Genomic DNA, 18,001 nt, shown 5'->3' on the forward strand with positions numbered 1-18,001 from the left:
ACCTAAGAAATAGACGATTGGAGTTATGAAGAATATTGAACGGAGATTGGGAAGAATATGAGCGGCCAAAAGGATTTGAAACCAAGAGATGTTAAGCAAGTGATTGCCTGGGCATTCTACGATTTTGCGAATTCCTCCTATTTTGTGGTGATATTTACATTTGTCTTTGCAACCTATTTCACAAGTCACATTGCCCCTAATCCTATCCTGGGAACAGAATTGTGGGGTTATACGATTTCGCTGTCTGCTTTGCTCATTGCTCTGGTGAGTCCTATCGTTGGCGCAATAGCTGATTTTAGTGGGCATCATAAATCCTGGCTATTCTTTTTTACTTATTTGGGGGTTATTTCAACAGCTTGTTTGTGGTTTGCCTATCCTGACAGTCATTCCATTCCTTTGGTTTTAACTTGTATTCTGATTAGCAATTTTGCCTTGGAAGTAGGGACTGTATTTTATAATTCCTTTTTGGCAAATTTAGCTCCAGAAAACTATCTGGGACGGATTTCTGGATGGGCTTGGGGTTGTGGTTATCTCGGAGGATTGCTGTGTCTGATTATATCCTTATTTGTTTTTGTGAAAATTGAACTTGGTGGACTGTGGTTTGGGACAGAGAATTTTGCCAATATTCGTGCTGTCACTGTATTTGTAGCTTTGTGGATTAGCTTGTTTAGCTTGCCTTTGTTTTTAATGGTGCAAGAGAAAACAGGGGAGCATTTGGCAGTGGGGACTGCGATTAGGAAAGGTCTGCAAGAATTGTGGTTAACAATAAAAAGTCTGCCTAAACAACGTGATCTGTTCTTATTTTTAATAGCCAGAATTTTTTATATCGATGGGTTGAACTCCATATTGGCACTAGGCGGTATTTATGCGGCTGGTAACTTTCACTTGAGTATCAGAGATATTATGGTGTTTGGGATCATTTTAAATATTACTGCAGGTCTTGGCGCGGGATTATTCGCCTGGTTTGATGATTGGATAGGCTCTAAAAAAACTATACTGATTGCTTTAACGTGCCTGACACTTACTTTTTGTTTTCTGTTAACCATCCACTCAAATGCGTTATTTTGGTTTTTTGCACCGGTGTTTGGTATTTTTGTTGGTCCTGTCCAGGCTGCCAGTCGTACTTTTTTGGCACGTTTGGCAAAACCCGAAGAGATGACGCGGATGTATGGTTTTTACTCTTTTTCTGGTAAAGCAACCAGTTTTTTAGGGCCTTTCCTGGTTAGTACAATCACTGCATTAACTGACAGTCAGCGTTTGGGTATGGTTATTCTTATTCCTTTTTTTCTCATTGGAGGTGGACTGTTATTGTTGGTTCATGAGAATGAATAAGAAAAATTCTGATAAGGCAGATTTTCTCTGTTTTGAAGTTCATTATGAGCTTGAAAGGCAGGGGGAAAAATTTGCCTCTTTGTTTTTACAAGTTATTTCTTATGATAAACTTTGTTCTAATATGAAAATTATTATATCTCTATTATTTGCGGTCATTAGTGCTTCTGGGCATGCGTTTTCTTGCCATGATCCACAGGCCATCATTCAAAAGCCCATCCAGTTTGATAAAAAACGGATTGTCTTAACTCGGGAATATCAGCTTACTCATTATGGTATTGATTCCGAGTCGATAGAAATTGAGCCTAAAATGATTGTATTGCATTGGACTTGTATACCAAGCCTCGATACTACTTTCCGCATATTTGATCCCCCCGCTTTACCCACCAGTTCGCCAAGACGAAATGAATTGCCCGGGGATTTAAATGTATCAAGCCATTTTTTAGTCGATAGGGATGGAACTATTTATCAACTGATGCCAGAAACATGGATGGCAAGGCATGTGATTGGCTTGAATTATTATGCTATTGGTATTGAGAATATTGGCGGTGTTGATAGTAAAGACGATTTGACTGAGGACCAAGCCAAGGCAAATGCCTTTCTTGTGTGCTATCTTAAGAACAAATACCCGCAAATAAAACATGTTATTGGTCATAATGAATATTTACGGTTCAAGGGAACGGCTTTGTGGTTGGAGAAAGATCCAAATTATCAAACTGATAAAACGGATCCTGGACCAACTTTCGTTAAAAAAGTAAAACAATTAATTGCTGCGTCATAAGTAAGGGCATAGATCTCTATGCGAGCAATGTATGTTGGAGCTTATATTTAGCCTTTAATTTTTACTTTTAGATTGCCCTATTGTTTTTAAATAAAAATCTGGTTTTGGATAATGTTGATATTCAAACGTTGTAAACATTCCTGCATTTAAATGATACAAATTATGGCAGTGGTTAGCCCAGAGGCCGGGGTTTAGCGCATCAAACTGTACTTTCACTGTTGAATGCGGTTGGACTAACACAGTGTCACGCATAGCTCCATTTAGTGGCTGGCCATCAATTTCCGTCACTTGAAAGACATGCCCATGGAAATGCATGGGGTGCGACATGGAGGATTTATTTTCATAGATCATTTCAACACGATCACCGAAATGGATTACTTTGGGCGAGACATCAGGCCAGCTTTCATTATTCATGGTCCAAATATAACCATTCATTTGACCATCAAGCACATAGTACAAACGAGCATTTATTTTTTTACTGGCTAAAGTGTTTTTTCCTTTTAATTTTTTTTCCAATTCATAGTAATTGACACGCCCCATTTTATTATTGGTATTGGGCGATAGTGGTGGCTCAGGTGTATTGGCTGTTTTTAGTATTAAGCCAGTTTGTTTATTCGTTCCTTCTGCCAGGGCTTTGATAGGGAATGCTCCTCCTGTTGACGGAATTTCAACAATCAAATCCATACGATTACCAACGCCAATAGGAAAAGAATTATCTACAATAGGCTCAATGTTTTCACCATCAACAGCAATCAAAGTGGCTGATAGTTTCCCGGTATCAATTTTAAAATTGGTGGAGGAAGACGCATTGATGATTCGTAATCTTACTTTTTTTAAGGGCTGAACTGAAATCACATCAGGTGCTGCCAATGTTCTTTTGTTGGTGAGGAATGCATCGTAGGTCACGTCATTCAAGTCGCTACCAGAATCCATTTTCTTCATGTCCATTTTAGCATTTCTTAACTGGTCAAATAGTAATTGGGGATCCTTGTAAGTAAAATCCTCTAAAAACAGGATGACTTCTTGTAAGTCTTTATACGGATCATCCTTATCATAAATAATCAGGGGGGCAGAAAGTTGCTTTTGCTCTTGAAATTTTTGATGGGAGTGCATCCAATAGGTTCCGGCTTGCAATAACCTGTAGTTAAATAATTTATTTTGTCCCGGTTGAATCAGGATTTGGCTCACGTTCGGTACCCCATCCTGATCGCTTGGGACAATCAATCCATGCCAATGAAGCGTTATTGGTGATGCACTTTTATTTTCAACTAAAACATGAAACATATCTCCTTTATTGGCAAAGTAACCTTTGTTGTCCTTTGTGCCGTCCGGATGGGTAAAAGTCAGTTTAAATTCCTTTGTTTTTTCTCCTTTACCATCGACCTGGAATTCTTCCTCACTGACGGTTATGACCGTTGGTTTACGTTTGCTATCTGTTGCATAAGAGGGATTAAAAGGAGTTATCATAATAGTTACAATCATGATAAAAAAAGATATTTTACTCAAAGTTCGCACTGCAATTTTATTGATTAGAATTCTTTTCCAACGGGCTTCGGCTAGAGGAGTAAGTGGATAAAGGTCTGTTGTATTGGTCATTTTGAAGGTCTTTCCATGTACATGATAGTTGTATTATTTTTATCAGTTAATAACGCAGTAAGCAAATCGCTGATTTTAGGGATTATCAGGAATTAATTTTGAGAATCAGTCGCGCAATTGCAAATAATTCTCGTTTGTATTATTGTTCTCATTTACTTGAATTACACCATGCTTTCAAGTTGAAATAATTCATGAAGGACAAGTGATTTGGTGTTTTTTTACAAGGGAAAATGATGAAAAGAATTTTTTTAACATCGGTGATTGGGATAGTTTTAAATTCTGCATACGCTTTTGAGCAAATTGGAGCATGTGGAGCTCATACCTGGCATGAAGTGACATCGAAATCGGGTTCGTGGAAAATCACTTTAAAAATGATAAGTCAGAATGGCCAATTTGTTGAGCCTTCGTGTGCAGAAATTACTGAATCAGGATTGACTCAGGATAATCCTTTGCATTATGGCCTTAAATTCAGCAAAGACGCCGATTTTAACCTGGCTTACACTTTAACGGCTGTTAGTGAAGAACAGGGTTTTCAATCAAAAGCCTGTGTGTTTGTTATCACCGCTAATGGACCTGCGCAACCGGATATTCAGGCGCTTAGCTATCATGGCGCTGAATGTGTGTGGCGGGTAGTCAAAGGGGTGGGGGAAAATTTTAGTGTCGGGTAGTTCTCTGAAACGACCTAAAACCACTTCTTTTTTCTGAAAATTAAAAACAATCCCAGAGCGCACACCAAGATCAATCCAAGTGCCCAAAAGTAGCCATATTTCCAACCTAATTCAGGTATCCAATAGAAATTCATCCCATAAATTCCGGTAATTAAACTTAAAGGTAAAAAAATGGCAGCGAAGGCGGTTAATACTTTCATGGTTTCATTCATGTTTTGCATCAACTGATTATCGATTTGTCCTAATAAGCCATTTAGCATATCGCGAAGAGAATCGACTTCATTGACAATAAGGTGGCAGTGATTCGATAAATTATATAAAGAGGTTCGACACTGCTCTGAGATGACTAAAATATTTCGGCTTGTGAGACGCATTAATATTTCTCTTATCGCTATGGTATAACGCTTAATTTTCATCACACCATGCTTTAATTCCAAAACTTGCGAATAGGTGTTTTTATTAGTGGTACGAACTTGCGCGTCGAATTGATCGGCCAATTCTTCATAAGCCAAATGAATCTTGGCATAATCATTAATTACTCCTTCTAGAAGCAAAAATAATAAAAAACAAGATGTTTTAGCATAGGGTAAGGATTTTGGGCAGCTTTTTAACAGGTCAAACAAGACAGAAGACAGTGTTTTAGAAGCGGTAAAACAATAATTGGATGTGAGATGAATAATCAAACTGTCAAAATCAGCATCACAATTGTCATTCAACTTCATTGAACACAAGCCTTGAATTTGCAATGTGAGTGCTTCATCGATCTCTATGGTTGTGGATCTATTGTCTTTTTCTCCACACAATTGAGTCACTTGTTCGGGTAATCGTAATTTCTCTCGCAATTTTTTAAAGATATTTTTTTGGTTTAAATTGCTATGTACCCAATAAATTTTATCTTTATCCTGATAATCGATGTTTAAATCCTCAATCGCAATTTTTTGCATAGTATGATTTTTTAAATCAAATTCAATGGCGATTGACTCAAACGAATGCATTTCAATGCTCATCCTTATTCGATTAATTTCCTCACATAGTTTAAGAATAGGAGACTTAAATGATATTGACAAACTATTTTTAAATAGTCCGGGTTTTCCAATAGACTGTGAGTGTCTCGTGGAGAACTAATCTCCTACTTGGCTTTTGTCTTGTTTTAATTCTATCCCTATATATAATTCAGATTTTGCTTTGGGCAAAGAAAAGTGAATTTAGGCCAAAAGGAACTTAAATGAGTATAAAATCAAAATCCATTAATATAGGTTATTTTTGAGCGCTTAATGAATCAAGACATGGAAAAAATTGAAAAGATGTATCAACTGATTATGGAAATAAATAAGTTGAAGCTTGTGTTTCGCAATACCATAACCAATCCTCAACGAAAAGAAAGCACAGCAGAGCATTCCTGGTCAGCCTCTATGATAACCCTTATTCTCATGAATGAATTAAAAAGAGAATTTATAGACGTCGATGAATTAAAAACTATGAAGTTGGTTCTTATCCATGATGTCGTTGAAATTTATGCTGGAGATGTTTTGGCTTTTGATGTAAAAGCAAGGAAGGATAAGGAAAAAGTAGAATTGGAAGCGCTTGAAAAACTAAGTGCTGTCTATCCTTCATTTGGGATAGAATTGGATAGTTTATGGCATGAGTTTGAGGAAAGAAAAAGTCTTGAGGCAAAAATAGCCAAAGCAGCCGATGCGATTTGCCCAATTTTCCAACGTCTCCAGGCAAAACAATCTTATATCCCTTTTAATATTTCAATGGCTCAACTTGAGAAAACAAAATACCCTTATTTTCAATTTAGTGAAACGTTCAGTAACTTGTTTGAAAAATTAAAAGCGGATTTACTCAAAGAGCAACTTATTTTTTTATAGCGCCATTTGCATTTGCTTTCAACACATCCTGCCCGATGTCATGTTAAAGCTCCTTCAAGACAGATTAAAAGTTGGTGAATCAAAACGAATCCTCTATACTTTTAAAAACTCTTATTATCAAGAAGATAAGCATTATGTATGATGATCTATGGAAGCCTTATGCATCTATTGAACTACCCTCTTTAAAATTGGGCGGGATTGTCTTAAATGGTCAGTTACTCTCTGAAACGCCTATTCACTTAGTGTTAAAGGCTTTTAATCGACATGGTTTAATTGCAGGTGCTACCGGAACGGGTAAAACGAAAACCATGCAGGTATTAGCTGAGCAATTATCCCTAAATGGAGTGCCCAGTTTAGTGATGGACATCAAGGGGGATGTTTCTGGCTTGGCTATGCCAGGTGAAACTTCTACTAAATTAGTGGAGAGAGGCCAGCAGTTACATATCGATTTTACTCCCCGAGGTTTCCCGGTAGAGTTATTGACGCTTACTCCGGAAGACCTGGGGGTTCCATTACGTGCGAGAATTGATGATTTTGGTCCCCTGCTTTTTTCGCTGATGCTGGATCTGAATGATACTCAAGCAGGAGTCGTGACTGTATTATTTGAGTATGCCAAGGCGAATCAACTGAATTTGGTTAATTTGGATGATTTTAAATCTTTGCTCCAATTTGCCCAAACGGAAAGAGGCAACCAGCTGATTGCTGCCCAATATGGCGGAATAGCTTCTACATCTATTGGCACTATTGTTCGTAAAATCATCGAGCTTGAGTCTCAGGGAGGCAAGCAGTTTTTTGGTGAGCCTTCCTTTGTCATTCAGGACTTGCTGAGAAAGGATACGAATGGCCATGGTGTTATTTCCATACTAAGATTATTAAACATGCAGGATAAACCTAAATTATTTTCCAGTTTTATGCTGAAATTGCTGTCTGATGTTTATCGCCAAATGCCGGAATTAGGTGATCCGGACAAACCACGGCTGGTTCTCTTTATCGACGAGGCGCATTTAATTTTTAATTATTCCAGTAAAGCATTGCTTAATTTAATAGAAACGATAGTTAAGTTAATCCGATCTAAAGGAATTGGTTTGATATTTTGTACTCAAACGCCTAACGATATCCCAGAGGTTGTTTTAAGCCAATTGGGGTTAAAAATCCAACACTCATTGCGTGCTTTTACTGCAAAAGATCGAAAGGCTTTAAAATTGGTATCGCAGAATTTTCCAGTATCCAATTACTATAATACTGAGCAACTCCTCACTACTTTAAGTATAGGGGAAGCTTTAGTGAGTGCTTTGGATGCCAAGGGTCAACCAACGCCTTTAGTTCATGCGATGATTAGAGCACCTGAATCGCGTATGGGGCCTTTAAACAACGATGAGTTAAAGGTTTTACTGAATCAGTCGTCCCTTTTTGCTAAATATTCTCAAATGATAGATGCGCCCTCTGCGAAGGAGAAATTGGCGGAACTAATCTCTGAGCGACAAGGTTCAAAACAACAAACCAGTCAGCAAGAAAACAATCCCTCCGTGTTGAATAATTTAAGCAAAAACACCTTATTCAGACAAGTGGTACGTCAAGTTTTTAGGGAACTCACCAGAGCGATTTTGTCTTTATTTAAGAGTAAAAGGAACTAGATGTGGGGTACCTTCCAATATTAAATTGTTTAACTTATACCAAGCATAGTCAAAGTAAATGCAATTCAATCGACAAGGATATACATGATAAACATCACAGGAACCTACACTGATCAATATCAATTGGCTATGGCTCAAGTTTATTTTTTAAAAGGGCATCATGAGCATATAGCGACATTTGATTATTTTTTTCGTGCTCTTCCTTTTAAAGGAGGCTATGCGATTTTCGCGGGTCTGGAGGATTTACTGGATGTTCTGGAACAACTGCGCTTTGAACAACAAGATATTGAGTTTTTACAACATCAGAACATGCATCCTGATTTTATTAACTATTTGAAGCAGTTTAAGTTCAATGGCGCGGTGTATGCGTCGCTTGAAGGGGATGTTGTGTTTCCTGCTCGGCCAGTGGTTAGTATCGAAGCCAATTTGATTGAAGCGCAAATCATAGAAACGTTATTGTTGAATATTCTTAATTTTCAGACACTTATTGCAACAAAAGCCAGGCGTATCAGGCAGGTTGCCGGTGAACGTATTTTAATTGATTTTGGATTAAGGAGAGCACAGGGTGCTGGAGGTTATTTTGCAAGTCGTGCTGCCATAATTGGAGGATTTGATGCGACAAGCAATGTCAGAGCCGGGCGTGATTATTCAATTCCTGTATCGGGTACTATGGCTCATTCTTTTATCCAAAGTTACGATAGCGAGATACACGCTTTTTCTGATTATGCCGAAGCATGGCCAGAGAATTGCATCTTGCTAGTAGATACTTATAATACCTTGCAAAGTGGTGTTCCCAATGCAATCAAAATAGCTAAGGAAATGGAGAAGAGAGGGCATAGACTTAAAGGCATTCGCTTGGATAGTGGGGATTTGGCATGGTTAGCCAAAAGAGCTCGCCACATGTTGGATGAGGCTGGTTTAAACTATGTAGCTATTACCGCTTCCAATCAACTCGATGAGTATGTTATTAAAAATTTGTTAGAGCAGGATGCACCTATTGATGCTTTTGGTGTGGGAACCAATCTTGCGATTGGCGCTCCGGATGCGGCTCTTGATGGGGTTTATAAATTGGCATTTGTTAATGGTCAACCTAGTATTAAATTATCAGATACCCCTGCAAAGATTACTATTCCTTATCAAAAGCAAGTATACAGGGTACTCGAAAAAGATGGGACTTATCGAGGTGCGGATGTTGTCTGTCTCAAAACGGAAAAAAAAATTGATATGATGCATCATCCTTTTGAAATTCTAAAATCGCTTTCGATAAAGCACAATAAGCAAGAGGCATTACTGCATAAAGTGATGGAAAACGGCAAACGCTTGCTACCTAAAAAATCACTTGGAGAAATAGCCAGGTTTAGCCAGCAAAGCTTTGCTAGATTGCCTTTGGAATATAAGCGTTTTATTAATCCTCATATCTATAAAGTAGGTTTAAGTACCGAGCTTAAAATGAAGAGAGATCAGCTGATAGCAGAACACTCAAGGTGATTTTATGAAGACTTTGATCATTCTCGACGTTCAAAATGATTTCATGCCAGGTGGCTCACTGGGAGTACCGAATGGTGATGCTATTGTTCCTGTCATTAACAGCATTTTGCACTATTTTGATCTGATTGTTGCATCACAAGATTGGCATCCCCCTAATCATATCAGTTTCGCCTCCAATCATCCTGGTAAGAAACCTTTTGAAAAAATCAAGCTTGGTGATATGGAACAAACTTTATGGCCTGACCATTGTGTCCAGGGCAGTATTGGTGCTCAATTTCATCCGCAATTGCATACTAATCCTATTGAAGCCATTTTTCGAAAAGGAACTGACCCCAATATAGATAGCTACAGTGGTTTTTATGATAATTTGCACCAGAAAACTACCGGACTGGCCGGTTATCTGCGCGAAAAAGGCGCTAAAGAACTTTATTTTTGTGGTTTGTGTGCTGACATTTGTGTTTATTTTACAATTAAAGATGCCCTCAGTGGGGGATTTCACTGTAGTTTAATTGAGGATGCAACTCAAGCGCTTGTGAAGGATGATTTCATAAAAATAAAAAACGAATTTATCAAGCAAGGTATTAACCTAATTGATAGTTCAAATTTGCAATTTGATGTCGAATGAAATCCCCCGGCGTATTTTAAGATCCGCTGCCATAAGGTTTCGTAATGATTTCAAGAAGGTGCCCATTGGGGTCTTCAAAATATAATCCTCGCCCCCCATCATTATAATTTATCTGACCTAATCGGGTTTGTCCCGGGTCAGCCCAATAGTCTACTTTAAGTTCACTAATTCTCTTAAAAATGTCATCAAATTCAGTTTCTGTTACTAAAAAGGCATAATGTTGAGGGGTAATTTCTTTATTTGTTTTACAGAAATCAAGGCTTACCTGGTTACTCATCTCAACCACAAGAAATGGGCCATATGGAATTGCTTCAGGCAAGCCTAAAATCTCTGTAAGGAAGTGAGCCGATTTATCACGATCTTTTACCCACACTATAGTATGATTCAATTGTATACTCATCATGATTCCTTGTTCCTGTCGATAGTAGAAATTATTTCATTACTTTTTATGAAAGAAAAGAATAATCCCATCATTAAAATGCATAGAATAATGTAAATTGCTGGCAATAAATATTGTGACATTGGCAGTAAGCTTGATCCCAGGATAACCACTGTAACCAATCCCATATTGATGAAGTTCATTACCGCAGAGCCATGGGCTTTATCGGAAGTGTGGTTCATGGCAAATGTCGAAGCATTTGCAAAAATAAAGGATAGTCCCAAATATAAGAATATCATAGGAAGAAATAGCTTGATAAGCGCTGAATAATGAGTCAATGCGGCCATCATCATAGTCAGTGCTGCAAAGCCTGAGATTGAAATGCCTAATTGGATTCCTGCACGTTGCGAGTATTTTTTTGCAAATTGAGCAGATAGGACTGAGCCCAGGGTAAGACCTAAGGAGGGTAAAATATTGGCAAGGCCATACTCTGCTGTACTCATTCCTAGCAAATTGATTGCAATAAACGGTGCCGTCGCTGCAAAAAGGTAGACAAAACAAGAAGCGCCACCCATTAGTGCTCCTCCAGAAATTAATGACTTGTTTTTAAATTGACTTACATATCCATGAAGAAGATGCTTAATTTGAAAGGCATCGAGTTGAAGACTTTTTTGTGTTTCAGGAAGCTGTCTGACCATCACAAGCAGGATGAACCCATAAACAATACCTGCATAAAAGCAACTTTCCCAACCATAATGGGAGTTTAAAATGCCTCCAAGCGCAACACTCAAACCGGGTGCTATTGCAAAAGCCAGCATTAGATAGGAGGTTTTTTGTGCGGCTAATTTGGGCGCATAGGATTCATTAACTAAAGTGAAAGTCATTTTCAGTCCTACGCCGGAACCTAGGGCCAATAGAAACCGTCCTAAAACAAGTAGTGAATACATGGCAAACATTCCGGCCAATACACATAAAATACTGCTTATAATTTGCAAGCTAATACCGACATACAATGTTCTTTTTCTTCCATAGCGATTCGCCATAGGGCCATAAATAAGTTGCCCTAAGGCGTAACCAATCAAAAAACTGGTAATAGTCTGCTGTGCCGCATGTTCTGTGATCCCAAAAAATACAGTGATGTTGGGCAATGCCGGTGTAAATAAGACCGCATTCACGGAAGCAAAAGAAATTAACAACAATAAAGTAATAAAAGAAAGTTTGGTTTTTGGATACATGATAAAAATATGTTTAATGATTAACTGTTAAGAGCAGTATAATTATTGACAAAATAATTAACAATATCATAATTAGTTAATATTTGTTAACTATATTGCAATAATTAAATTGAAATCATGAGTAAATTTGATCGAATTACTTACTTTATCGCTGTTGTTGAAGAACATGGTTTTGCAGCAGCCGCAAGAAAGATTGGGGTATCTACAGCCGCTGTTAGCAGGCAGATTGCTCGTCTTGAAGCCGAGCTCAAAGCTGAGCTGTTGGTGAGAACAACGAGAAAATTATCATTAACTGACATTGGAGCTCGCTATTATCAGCAGTGCAAAAAGGCTCTTTTGGAATTAAATGAGGCAGACATAGCGATTGCTAATAGCCATAATGAAGCGGTGGGCATATTAAATGTCACCAGTAGTCGTTATTTTGCTATGAGATATCTCCTCCCTTATTTGCCTGAGTTTATGGATTTAAATCCAAAATTGCAGATTAAAATTGAATTGGCAGAAAGATTTCCTGATTTAGCCCAGGAAAGCGTTGATGTGCTTTTTGGTGTTTCTATGGAGGGTCCACCAGAGTTGGTGCGTAAGCGAGTTTCTACAACACGATATGTGCTTTGTGCATCACCAGATTATCTGGCAAACAATGGTATTCCGAAAATACCCTCCGATCTTGCGAAGCATCGCTATATCACTCATAGCATGCGAAATCCTGATAATTTGCTTACCTTTAAAGGTGACGAGCAGATTTATGTTGAACCTGTATTATGGCTCAATGACAGTCGTGCCTTGAGTGAGTGTGCCATGCTAGGGATGGGAATTATCAAATTACATGAATACATAGTGGCTGAAGCGTTACAAGATGGACGCCTCATTGAGATTTTGCCTGAATTTCGGGAGTCCAATTTATCGGTGTACCTCTATTATCAGGCAAGCCGATATTTGCAGCCTAAGATACGAAGATTTATTGATTTTTTTGCAAAGTAACAATAAACGCAAGTATTTTATGTCATTATAGCAGGTCTGAGTTCAAATCAAAAAAGTTCAGGAGCACATGTGTTTTTAGAGAGAGATGTCCGGTTATGAAAGACCTCGTCATGTCGCAAATTAGGCATATCTGTTAATAAATTCTTCATGTTACTTTGTTAGAATACTCAGAAAAATCATTAACTAGAGGATCTTGCAATGTTTTTTAAACTTGAAAAACACAATCCCATACTTTGCATAGCAATTTTAGAACAATATGGTAATAACCCTAAAGGTCTATTTTTCTGATTGTGTAATTGTCATAAAACATGATAAAATGCGCACAATTTTTACTATTTGTTTGCTTATTTCTATCAAGCCGATAGGATTGCAATGAATAGTGCCACTTTGGTTTATTTAATTTTTAGAAGTTAATATGCATAAAAAATACAATTACTACAGTCTTGAAAAAGAAAAAAGAACATTCTGGCAACATATACTGGATATTCTGAAAGCCCCATTTAGACTACCTGGTTGGATCGTTTCTTTTTTTCTGGCACGAAATATTACTCATGTGGCATTAAATCCTAATAATGTTCCACAACAACGTTTAATACATCTTACTAAAACAAGCAATCGTCCAGAGGATGATATTGTTGTCATTAATTTCAAAAAACGTCCCCCTCACAAATGGTTTAATGACACCCTGATTAAAATAGCCAATACCATTGCGGCTCTTCCTTTTGTAACACCAAGATTACGTACAAGATTACATTACGATAATGAGAATGATATCAGTCATGTGAACAATTTGCTTGCTGAGATTGATGCGCTTGTCCAAGGCAAATCAAACCAAAAATATTGCGAAGGCAGAGCATTCGATTGGTCGAAAATTCATCTCAAAGGGTTGGAGTTCCTTGATCCTAAAATGAGAGGCTATGTTTATGAACAACTGCATGAAAAATACGGTCATGTTTCATATACAACAAAACGCAAACCTAATATTGAATTTTTCACCTTAAAAACTCCTGATGGAAGTGAATTGGATTCAGTACAAGTCACCGGTGAAGAGGAAGAACAAAAATCTATGGGAGAGCGCAAATTTATTATTACTTGTATTGCGCGAGATCAAAATTTCATTAATTGGATAAAGGATTTAAACTATACAGCAAAAAATCTAGGTGCCACCGCCATCAGTTTTAATTACAGAGGCGTGGACTACAGTCGCGGTCTTGTGTGGACGGAAAATAATCTTGTCGACGATATTCTGGCTCAGGTTCAAAGATTAATTAGCCTTGGCGCTAACCCTAAGAACATCTGCCTTGATGGTATGTGTATAGGTGGGGCGGTAGCAACAATAGCTGCCGCAAAACTTCATGAGAAGGGCATGAACGTCAAGTTGAATAATGAGCGCTCTTTTACCTCACTTTCCGCTTTAGTATTTGGTTTTATTGTCCCTGAATTGCAAACAGCAAATTGGTGGAATCCATTAACTTACGGTCGTTTTGTACTGGCTGGTGTAGTTTATGCTTTACTCACTCCTTTAATTTGGCTGGCAGGATGGCCAGTTGATGTTGCCAAAGCCTGGAATAGAATACCTGCCCAGGATAAAATGTATTCTGTTGTTCGGGATAAAGACAATGGCTTGTATGATGGCGTCGTTCACGATCGCTTCTGTTCCATTGCGTCGTTGGTTGACTCTCAAATTAATTCTATTTTATACAAATTATCCACTGATCAGCCACTGACTGAGGAAGAAAAACAAATTCTGTGTGATGATCAGTTTTCTCACCATTTCAAGCCAAGTCAAAGTGTTTTAAAAAATCCAAAGTACAAAGGCCCGCATTTTATTTCCCGACAAGATTTGGTTGCAGAGCTTGGGCATAGAGAGGAATATACCAATCACGATTATTTCCTTGACCGCTTGCGGGAAAAATTTCAATTGGATCGTACCGCCCGACCAGTTGCTTTGGCAAAAGAGATGGGGAAGGATTTAGATGGGGTTACACCGCAACCATCTAAAGACAAAGTGCGTCCCTTAATTATTGCCAGCAGTGGAGGAACAGGTCATATCTCCGCCACTCATGGCATCATTAATGACTTACAAAGTAAATCAGATAATATTGTAATTACACAGCATCAGGCAGAACTCTACAAAAACAAATCCTTCTCAATTACATCTGTTCTGGTTCGTATTGGTGTTTGGTTTTCCTCTCTTCCTATTCTGGAGGACATACTGAAAGGAGTTATGAGGTTTATAGGATATCCCGTTTTACCAAGTTCCACCATATTTTGGGATCAAATGTCCAAAATACAGCAGAGCGAAACTAAAAAAGAAAATGGAATTGAAACAGGCAGAACTCGTCCCTATGTGGACATGCTGTTGGATATTTATCCTGAAGGATACGAATACACAGCATTCAATAATGCCACTCACTTGACTTCCAGTATTGAAGACATTCAAACGATGATAAGCTTCAAGGGGCATGTTGAAGAGGATAACAGGAATATAGTTTATCAAAATATATTACAACGCCTTATGCGTGCGGCGAAACAGAATACCCCTTACACAAGATTAATTTCCACACAGGCGCTTTCTTTGGGAGCTATTTGTGATGCCGTTAAATACTACAATACGGTATTTTTGCCTGTATACAATGCTGAAAGAGGAACCGCCTATCAGCCTATTACTATTGATCAGTATATGACCGATTTACCTTCATTGGGTTGTATTCATTTTATGAATAATTTGGAGGAACTCACAACAGAGCAAAGGCAATTGATGGAGATACATGCAGTTAATATGAGCGAACCATTTAAAGAGGCGCATTTTGGTAAAGAACAAGGCTTTAAAGCGGTTCATAATATTGATCCACGTAATAACCCAATGATTCGCAATGCCTTTAAAGACCCTTCATTGACAAAATATCTGGATAAGAGCCAAGCATTTGATTTGCACTTTAATGTTTATAAAAAGGAAAAACAAAATGCACTGCCAGTACTGGATGGTAAAGAAACAATTACAATCAAACCGCATGCTAAAATTGCTTCCATCATGATAGGTTCTCTGGCAGCAAATGCTTCCGCTGATTATGCGAAGTATTTATTGAATCAAGGGTATGATCATATTTTTCTTTTCGGTGGGCTTAATGATTCCATTGCCAAACGCATCGATCAGATCATCAACTCGTACCCAGCCTCAAGGCGTGATGAGATACGTAGGAAAATTATTCTTCTCGGGAATCAATCTGATGTTGAAATGGCACCGATAATGACCAGGAGTAATTGTGTGGTTATCCGCGGAGGAGGTTTAAGTGTCATGGAACAAATGGCAATGCCCATTATGGATGATAAAATTGTGTTATTACATCATGAAGATAATGAAGATGGTCCGTTAACATCCGGCCTCAGTTGGGAGGATGGTAATGCCGATAAATTAATTGAGTACCTATCCGAAAAAGGGGCTTATGCTAAAAAAACATCGCCTGCTTTATGCTCTGGTCATCTCCATGAGGCAGAAAAGGGTTTCGAAAAGAAATATAATACTCGGCTGGAATCGACAGGAACTAATAAAAAAGTAGATTTAACTACTCCTCAGCAAATGAAGCCTCCCCTGAAAAAAGAGTGGGCAAGAACAACAGGATACACCGAATCCGGACATATATTATCCCATCAACATAGGTTTTTTAGCACGGCACCTGAAATAAAAGAGCCATTTTGCTCTAAGGAAGATATATACCACCATGAGCTCTCTAGTCAAAGTTTGGTTAGTGTAAGCGCTGGTTGAGATAATCATCGAATCTCGTTTAGCTCAGGACAGTATAATTTTGTCATTTCAATACGAGCGTATTGATGCAAATCCCAAGGGATTAATTTCATTTTTTGACCAAAGATTGACCTCAAAAGGAATTTCAGTATAATATTTTTACTTTTTGAAAAATAAAAGTATTTTATTGCCATTAATTGTATTGTTTTAATAATAGAGAAATCAATATGCCTAAAATTTTAGATAGCAATGCATACCGCGAGATGGAAAATGATCTCAATAATCTTTTCGAGCAAATTTATAAACATGGTAAAAAAGACAGAACTGCGATTACATTACAAGTTCAGCAATTTTTAGATAATTTAAGCGAATCCATAAGGGATCATTCTCGCTTATTACTTACCAAAATTCCCAGAGAAGAACTCATTTATTTTAAGGAAAAGAAATCTGGAGATTCGCGAGAGACATTTGAAAATATCGATAGGATGAGTGATTACTTTAACAATTTATCTGCGTTGATTAATTTCTCTGTGATGCAGCAAGAAGATCCTACTCTGCGGGTTTTTTATTATGATATGTATATTCAACTAATGAATTTTTGCTATCTTAAAGGGGATTTGTTTGGTGCAGGAGCAATTTATACGGGACTAATATCCAATAATCTCACTAACTCCATTGATTGGAAGAAATTGAGTTCCGAGAGCCGCTTGATTTTTAAAGATTGTGAAGAAAAATTTAAGCGATTATTCAATCTCTCAACGACATACAATGCACACACTGATTTAAAAAGAAAATTCAAAACCACTTTGATACCCGCATTACCATCACTGCTTACGGTTCAGATATATACTAAAGATTCTTACGATAACTCGGTCAGTGATTTTGAAAGAATTCAGGATAAGTTACGCCAGTTGGATTTAGAACATAATCAATTGCTCAATCGTATGCAACAAGAATCAACCTCCTGGTCAAAGCCCTACTATGAGTACATGAAGAATGTTTATCTACCACAAAGCATATTTGAATACACGACTCTCTTAAGAGAGTATGATGAACTTATCACAACTCATGGTGGCCCTATTGCCAAGCAGTTTCATAAAGATAAGAATTCAGAACCTCTGGTAAGTTTTGTTGAATCGACGCTATCAGAAAATCAAGCGGTTTTCAAATTATCTCCTTTTCAAAATGAGAGAATTGTTGAAATGCTTTCCGAGATTGAAGTGGTAAAAAGTGAGTGCTCAAGTCCAGCTGTGTTTGATGACCTCTCCTGGAAGTTGAGAGAAATGAATTGTACTTTGGTAAAAGCCAAGTCAATTGGTGGTTATACTTCCAAAATTTTTACAAATCTTGATATTCCACACATGGAAGAAAATACGGATGAAAATCCGAAACCGGCGCTTATAGAAGAACTGCAAACGGACGATGTGTACCAACTTCACCATAGTGGTATGAAATTGATGCGTGAGCTCGAACAGGCTATAGAAGATCGTAAGCCGAAAGTTATTTATCATTGTTCAGGTGAAGCAAACTATGGTTTCTTTATGGAAGCCAGACGGAGAGGGAGAAATTTGAATTTAGAACCAATGGATGTCGAGGTCATGGATGTGGATGTGATGGATTATGATGAGAAAGATTTACACGACCAAAACCTTATGATTACAGTGTAATT

General features: G+C 37.8%; 13 protein-coding genes and 1 pseudogene. 10 read left to right on the forward strand and 4 right to left on the reverse strand.

Translation table 11 applies throughout. The features are described from left to right. The first annotated feature begins 57 nt into the window (after window positions 1-57). Together EL201_RS01425 and EL201_RS01430 are read left to right on the forward strand one after the other, a co-directional pair. Window positions 58-1,332: an MFS transporter gene (locus tag EL201_RS01425; protein ID WP_027223374.1), complete on the forward strand. Its 1,275-nt coding sequence runs from the start codon at window positions 58-60 to the stop codon at window positions 1,330-1,332. 121 nt (window positions 1,333-1,453) lie between these two features. Next, window positions 1,454-2,110, forward strand: a complete 657-nt coding sequence (locus EL201_RS01430) for a peptidoglycan recognition protein family protein (protein WP_027223375.1) — start codon at window positions 1,454-1,456, stop codon at window positions 2,108-2,110. A gap of 54 nt (window positions 2,111-2,164) precedes the next feature. Here EL201_RS01430 and EL201_RS01435 read toward each other — a convergent pair whose 3' ends face one another. After that, on the reverse strand, window positions 2,165-3,706 hold the full coding sequence (locus EL201_RS01435) for a multicopper oxidase family protein (RefSeq protein ID WP_027223376.1): 1,542 nt from the start codon (window positions 3,704-3,706) through the stop codon (window positions 2,165-2,167). A gap of 233 nt (window positions 3,707-3,939) precedes the next feature. On the opposite strand from EL201_RS01435, the gene EL201_RS01440 reads away from it, so the two are divergent. Next, a complete protein-coding gene (locus EL201_RS01440) occupies window positions 3,940-4,374 on the forward strand; it encodes a hypothetical protein (protein WP_027223377.1) in 435 nt (144 codons plus the stop codon). Between the two features lie 14 nt (window positions 4,375-4,388). Here EL201_RS01440 and EL201_RS01445 read toward each other — a convergent pair whose 3' ends face one another. Continuing rightward, window positions 4,389-5,369, reverse strand: a complete 981-nt coding sequence (locus tag EL201_RS01445; protein ID WP_027223378.1) for a magnesium transporter CorA family protein — start codon at window positions 5,367-5,369, stop codon at window positions 4,389-4,391. A gap of 279 nt (window positions 5,370-5,648) precedes the next feature. On the opposite strand from EL201_RS01445, the gene EL201_RS01450 reads away from it, so the two are divergent. The 4 genes from EL201_RS01450 (at window position 5,649) to pncA (ending at window position 9,992) form a co-directional block, all read left to right on the forward strand. Continuing rightward, complete coding sequence (locus tag EL201_RS01450; protein WP_027223379.1) at window positions 5,649-6,245, forward strand: HD domain-containing protein; 597 nt, start codon at window positions 5,649-5,651, stop codon at window positions 6,243-6,245. 134 nt (window positions 6,246-6,379) lie between these two features. Beyond that, window positions 6,380-7,879 carry a helicase HerA-like domain-containing protein gene (locus EL201_RS01455; protein ID WP_027223380.1) on the forward strand — a complete coding sequence of 500 codons (1,500 nt, stop codon included), beginning with the start codon at window positions 6,380-6,382 and terminating at the stop codon, window positions 7,877-7,879. A gap of 84 nt (window positions 7,880-7,963) precedes the next feature. Next, a complete protein-coding gene (locus EL201_RS01460) occupies window positions 7,964-9,367 on the forward strand; it encodes a nicotinate phosphoribosyltransferase (RefSeq protein ID WP_027223381.1) in 1,404 nt (467 codons plus the stop codon). Between the two features lie 4 nt (window positions 9,368-9,371). Beyond that, a complete protein-coding gene (gene pncA, locus EL201_RS01465) occupies window positions 9,372-9,992 on the forward strand; it encodes a bifunctional nicotinamidase/pyrazinamidase (RefSeq protein ID WP_027223382.1) in 621 nt (206 codons plus the stop codon). Window positions 9,993-10,008: 16 nt separating this feature from the next. Here pncA and EL201_RS01470 read toward each other — a convergent pair whose 3' ends face one another. Together EL201_RS01470 and EL201_RS01475 are read right to left on the reverse strand one after the other, a co-directional pair. Continuing rightward, window positions 10,009-10,392: a VOC family protein gene (locus EL201_RS01470; protein ID WP_027223383.1), complete on the reverse strand. Its 384-nt coding sequence runs from the start codon at window positions 10,390-10,392 to the stop codon at window positions 10,009-10,011. Further along, window positions 10,392-11,606: an MFS transporter gene (locus tag EL201_RS01475; protein ID WP_027223384.1), complete on the reverse strand. Its 1,215-nt coding sequence runs from the start codon at window positions 11,604-11,606 to the stop codon at window positions 10,392-10,394. The genes EL201_RS01470 and EL201_RS01475 overlap by 1 nt, the downstream gene beginning before the upstream one ends. Window positions 11,607-11,723: 117 nt before the next feature. Between EL201_RS01475 and EL201_RS01480 the strand changes: the two genes are divergently transcribed. The 3 genes and pseudogenes from EL201_RS01480 (at window position 11,724) to EL201_RS01490 (ending at window position 17,999) form a co-directional block, all read left to right on the forward strand. After that, on the forward strand, window positions 11,724-12,587 hold the full coding sequence (locus tag EL201_RS01480; protein WP_027223385.1) for a LysR family transcriptional regulator: 864 nt from the start codon (window positions 11,724-11,726) through the stop codon (window positions 12,585-12,587). A gap of 415 nt (window positions 12,588-13,002) precedes the next feature. After that, window positions 13,003-16,353, forward strand: a complete 3,351-nt coding sequence (sdbA, locus tag EL201_RS01485; RefSeq protein ID WP_027223386.1) for a Dot/Icm T4SS effector SdbA — start codon at window positions 13,003-13,005, stop codon at window positions 16,351-16,353. A 145-nt stretch (window positions 16,354-16,498) separates the two neighbouring features. Beyond that, window positions 16,499-17,999: pseudogene (locus tag EL201_RS01490) on the forward strand (RasGEF domain-containing protein). The last annotated feature ends 2 nt before the right edge of the window (window positions 18,000-18,001 follow it).

Source organism: Legionella pneumophila subsp. pascullei (assembly GCF_900637585.1).
Taxonomy (GTDB): Bacteria; Pseudomonadota; Gammaproteobacteria; order Legionellales; family Legionellaceae; genus Legionella; species Legionella pascullei.

Coding starts and splice junctions, on each gene's coding strand:
- EL201_RS01425 (WP_027223374.1), top strand. CDS start 58: ATGAGCGGCCAAAAGGATTTGAAACCAAGAGATGTTAAGCAAGTGATT.
- EL201_RS01430 (WP_027223375.1), top strand. CDS start 1,454: ATGAAAATTATTATATCTCTATTATTTGCGGTCATTAGTGCTTCTGGG.
- EL201_RS01435 (WP_027223376.1), bottom strand. CDS start 3,706: ATGACCAATACAACAGACCTTTATCCACTTACTCCTCTAGCCGAAGCC.
- EL201_RS01440 (WP_027223377.1), top strand. CDS start 3,940: ATGAAAAGAATTTTTTTAACATCGGTGATTGGGATAGTTTTAAATTCT.
- EL201_RS01445 (WP_027223378.1), bottom strand. CDS start 5,369: ATGCATTCGTTTGAGTCAATCGCCATTGAATTTGATTTAAAAAATCAT.
- EL201_RS01450 (WP_027223379.1), top strand. CDS start 5,649: ATGAATCAAGACATGGAAAAAATTGAAAAGATGTATCAACTGATTATG.
- EL201_RS01455 (WP_027223380.1), top strand. CDS start 6,380: ATGTATGATGATCTATGGAAGCCTTATGCATCTATTGAACTACCCTCT.
- EL201_RS01460 (WP_027223381.1), top strand. CDS start 7,964: ATGATAAACATCACAGGAACCTACACTGATCAATATCAATTGGCTATG.
- pncA (WP_027223382.1), top strand. CDS start 9,372: ATGAAGACTTTGATCATTCTCGACGTTCAAAATGATTTCATGCCAGGT.
- EL201_RS01470 (WP_027223383.1), bottom strand. CDS start 10,392: ATGAGTATACAATTGAATCATACTATAGTGTGGGTAAAAGATCGTGAT.
- EL201_RS01475 (WP_027223384.1), bottom strand. CDS start 11,606: ATGTATCCAAAAACCAAACTTTCTTTTATTACTTTATTGTTGTTAATT.
- EL201_RS01480 (WP_027223385.1), top strand. CDS start 11,724: ATGAGTAAATTTGATCGAATTACTTACTTTATCGCTGTTGTTGAAGAA.
- sdbA (WP_027223386.1), top strand. CDS start 13,003: ATGCATAAAAAATACAATTACTACAGTCTTGAAAAAGAAAAAAGAACA.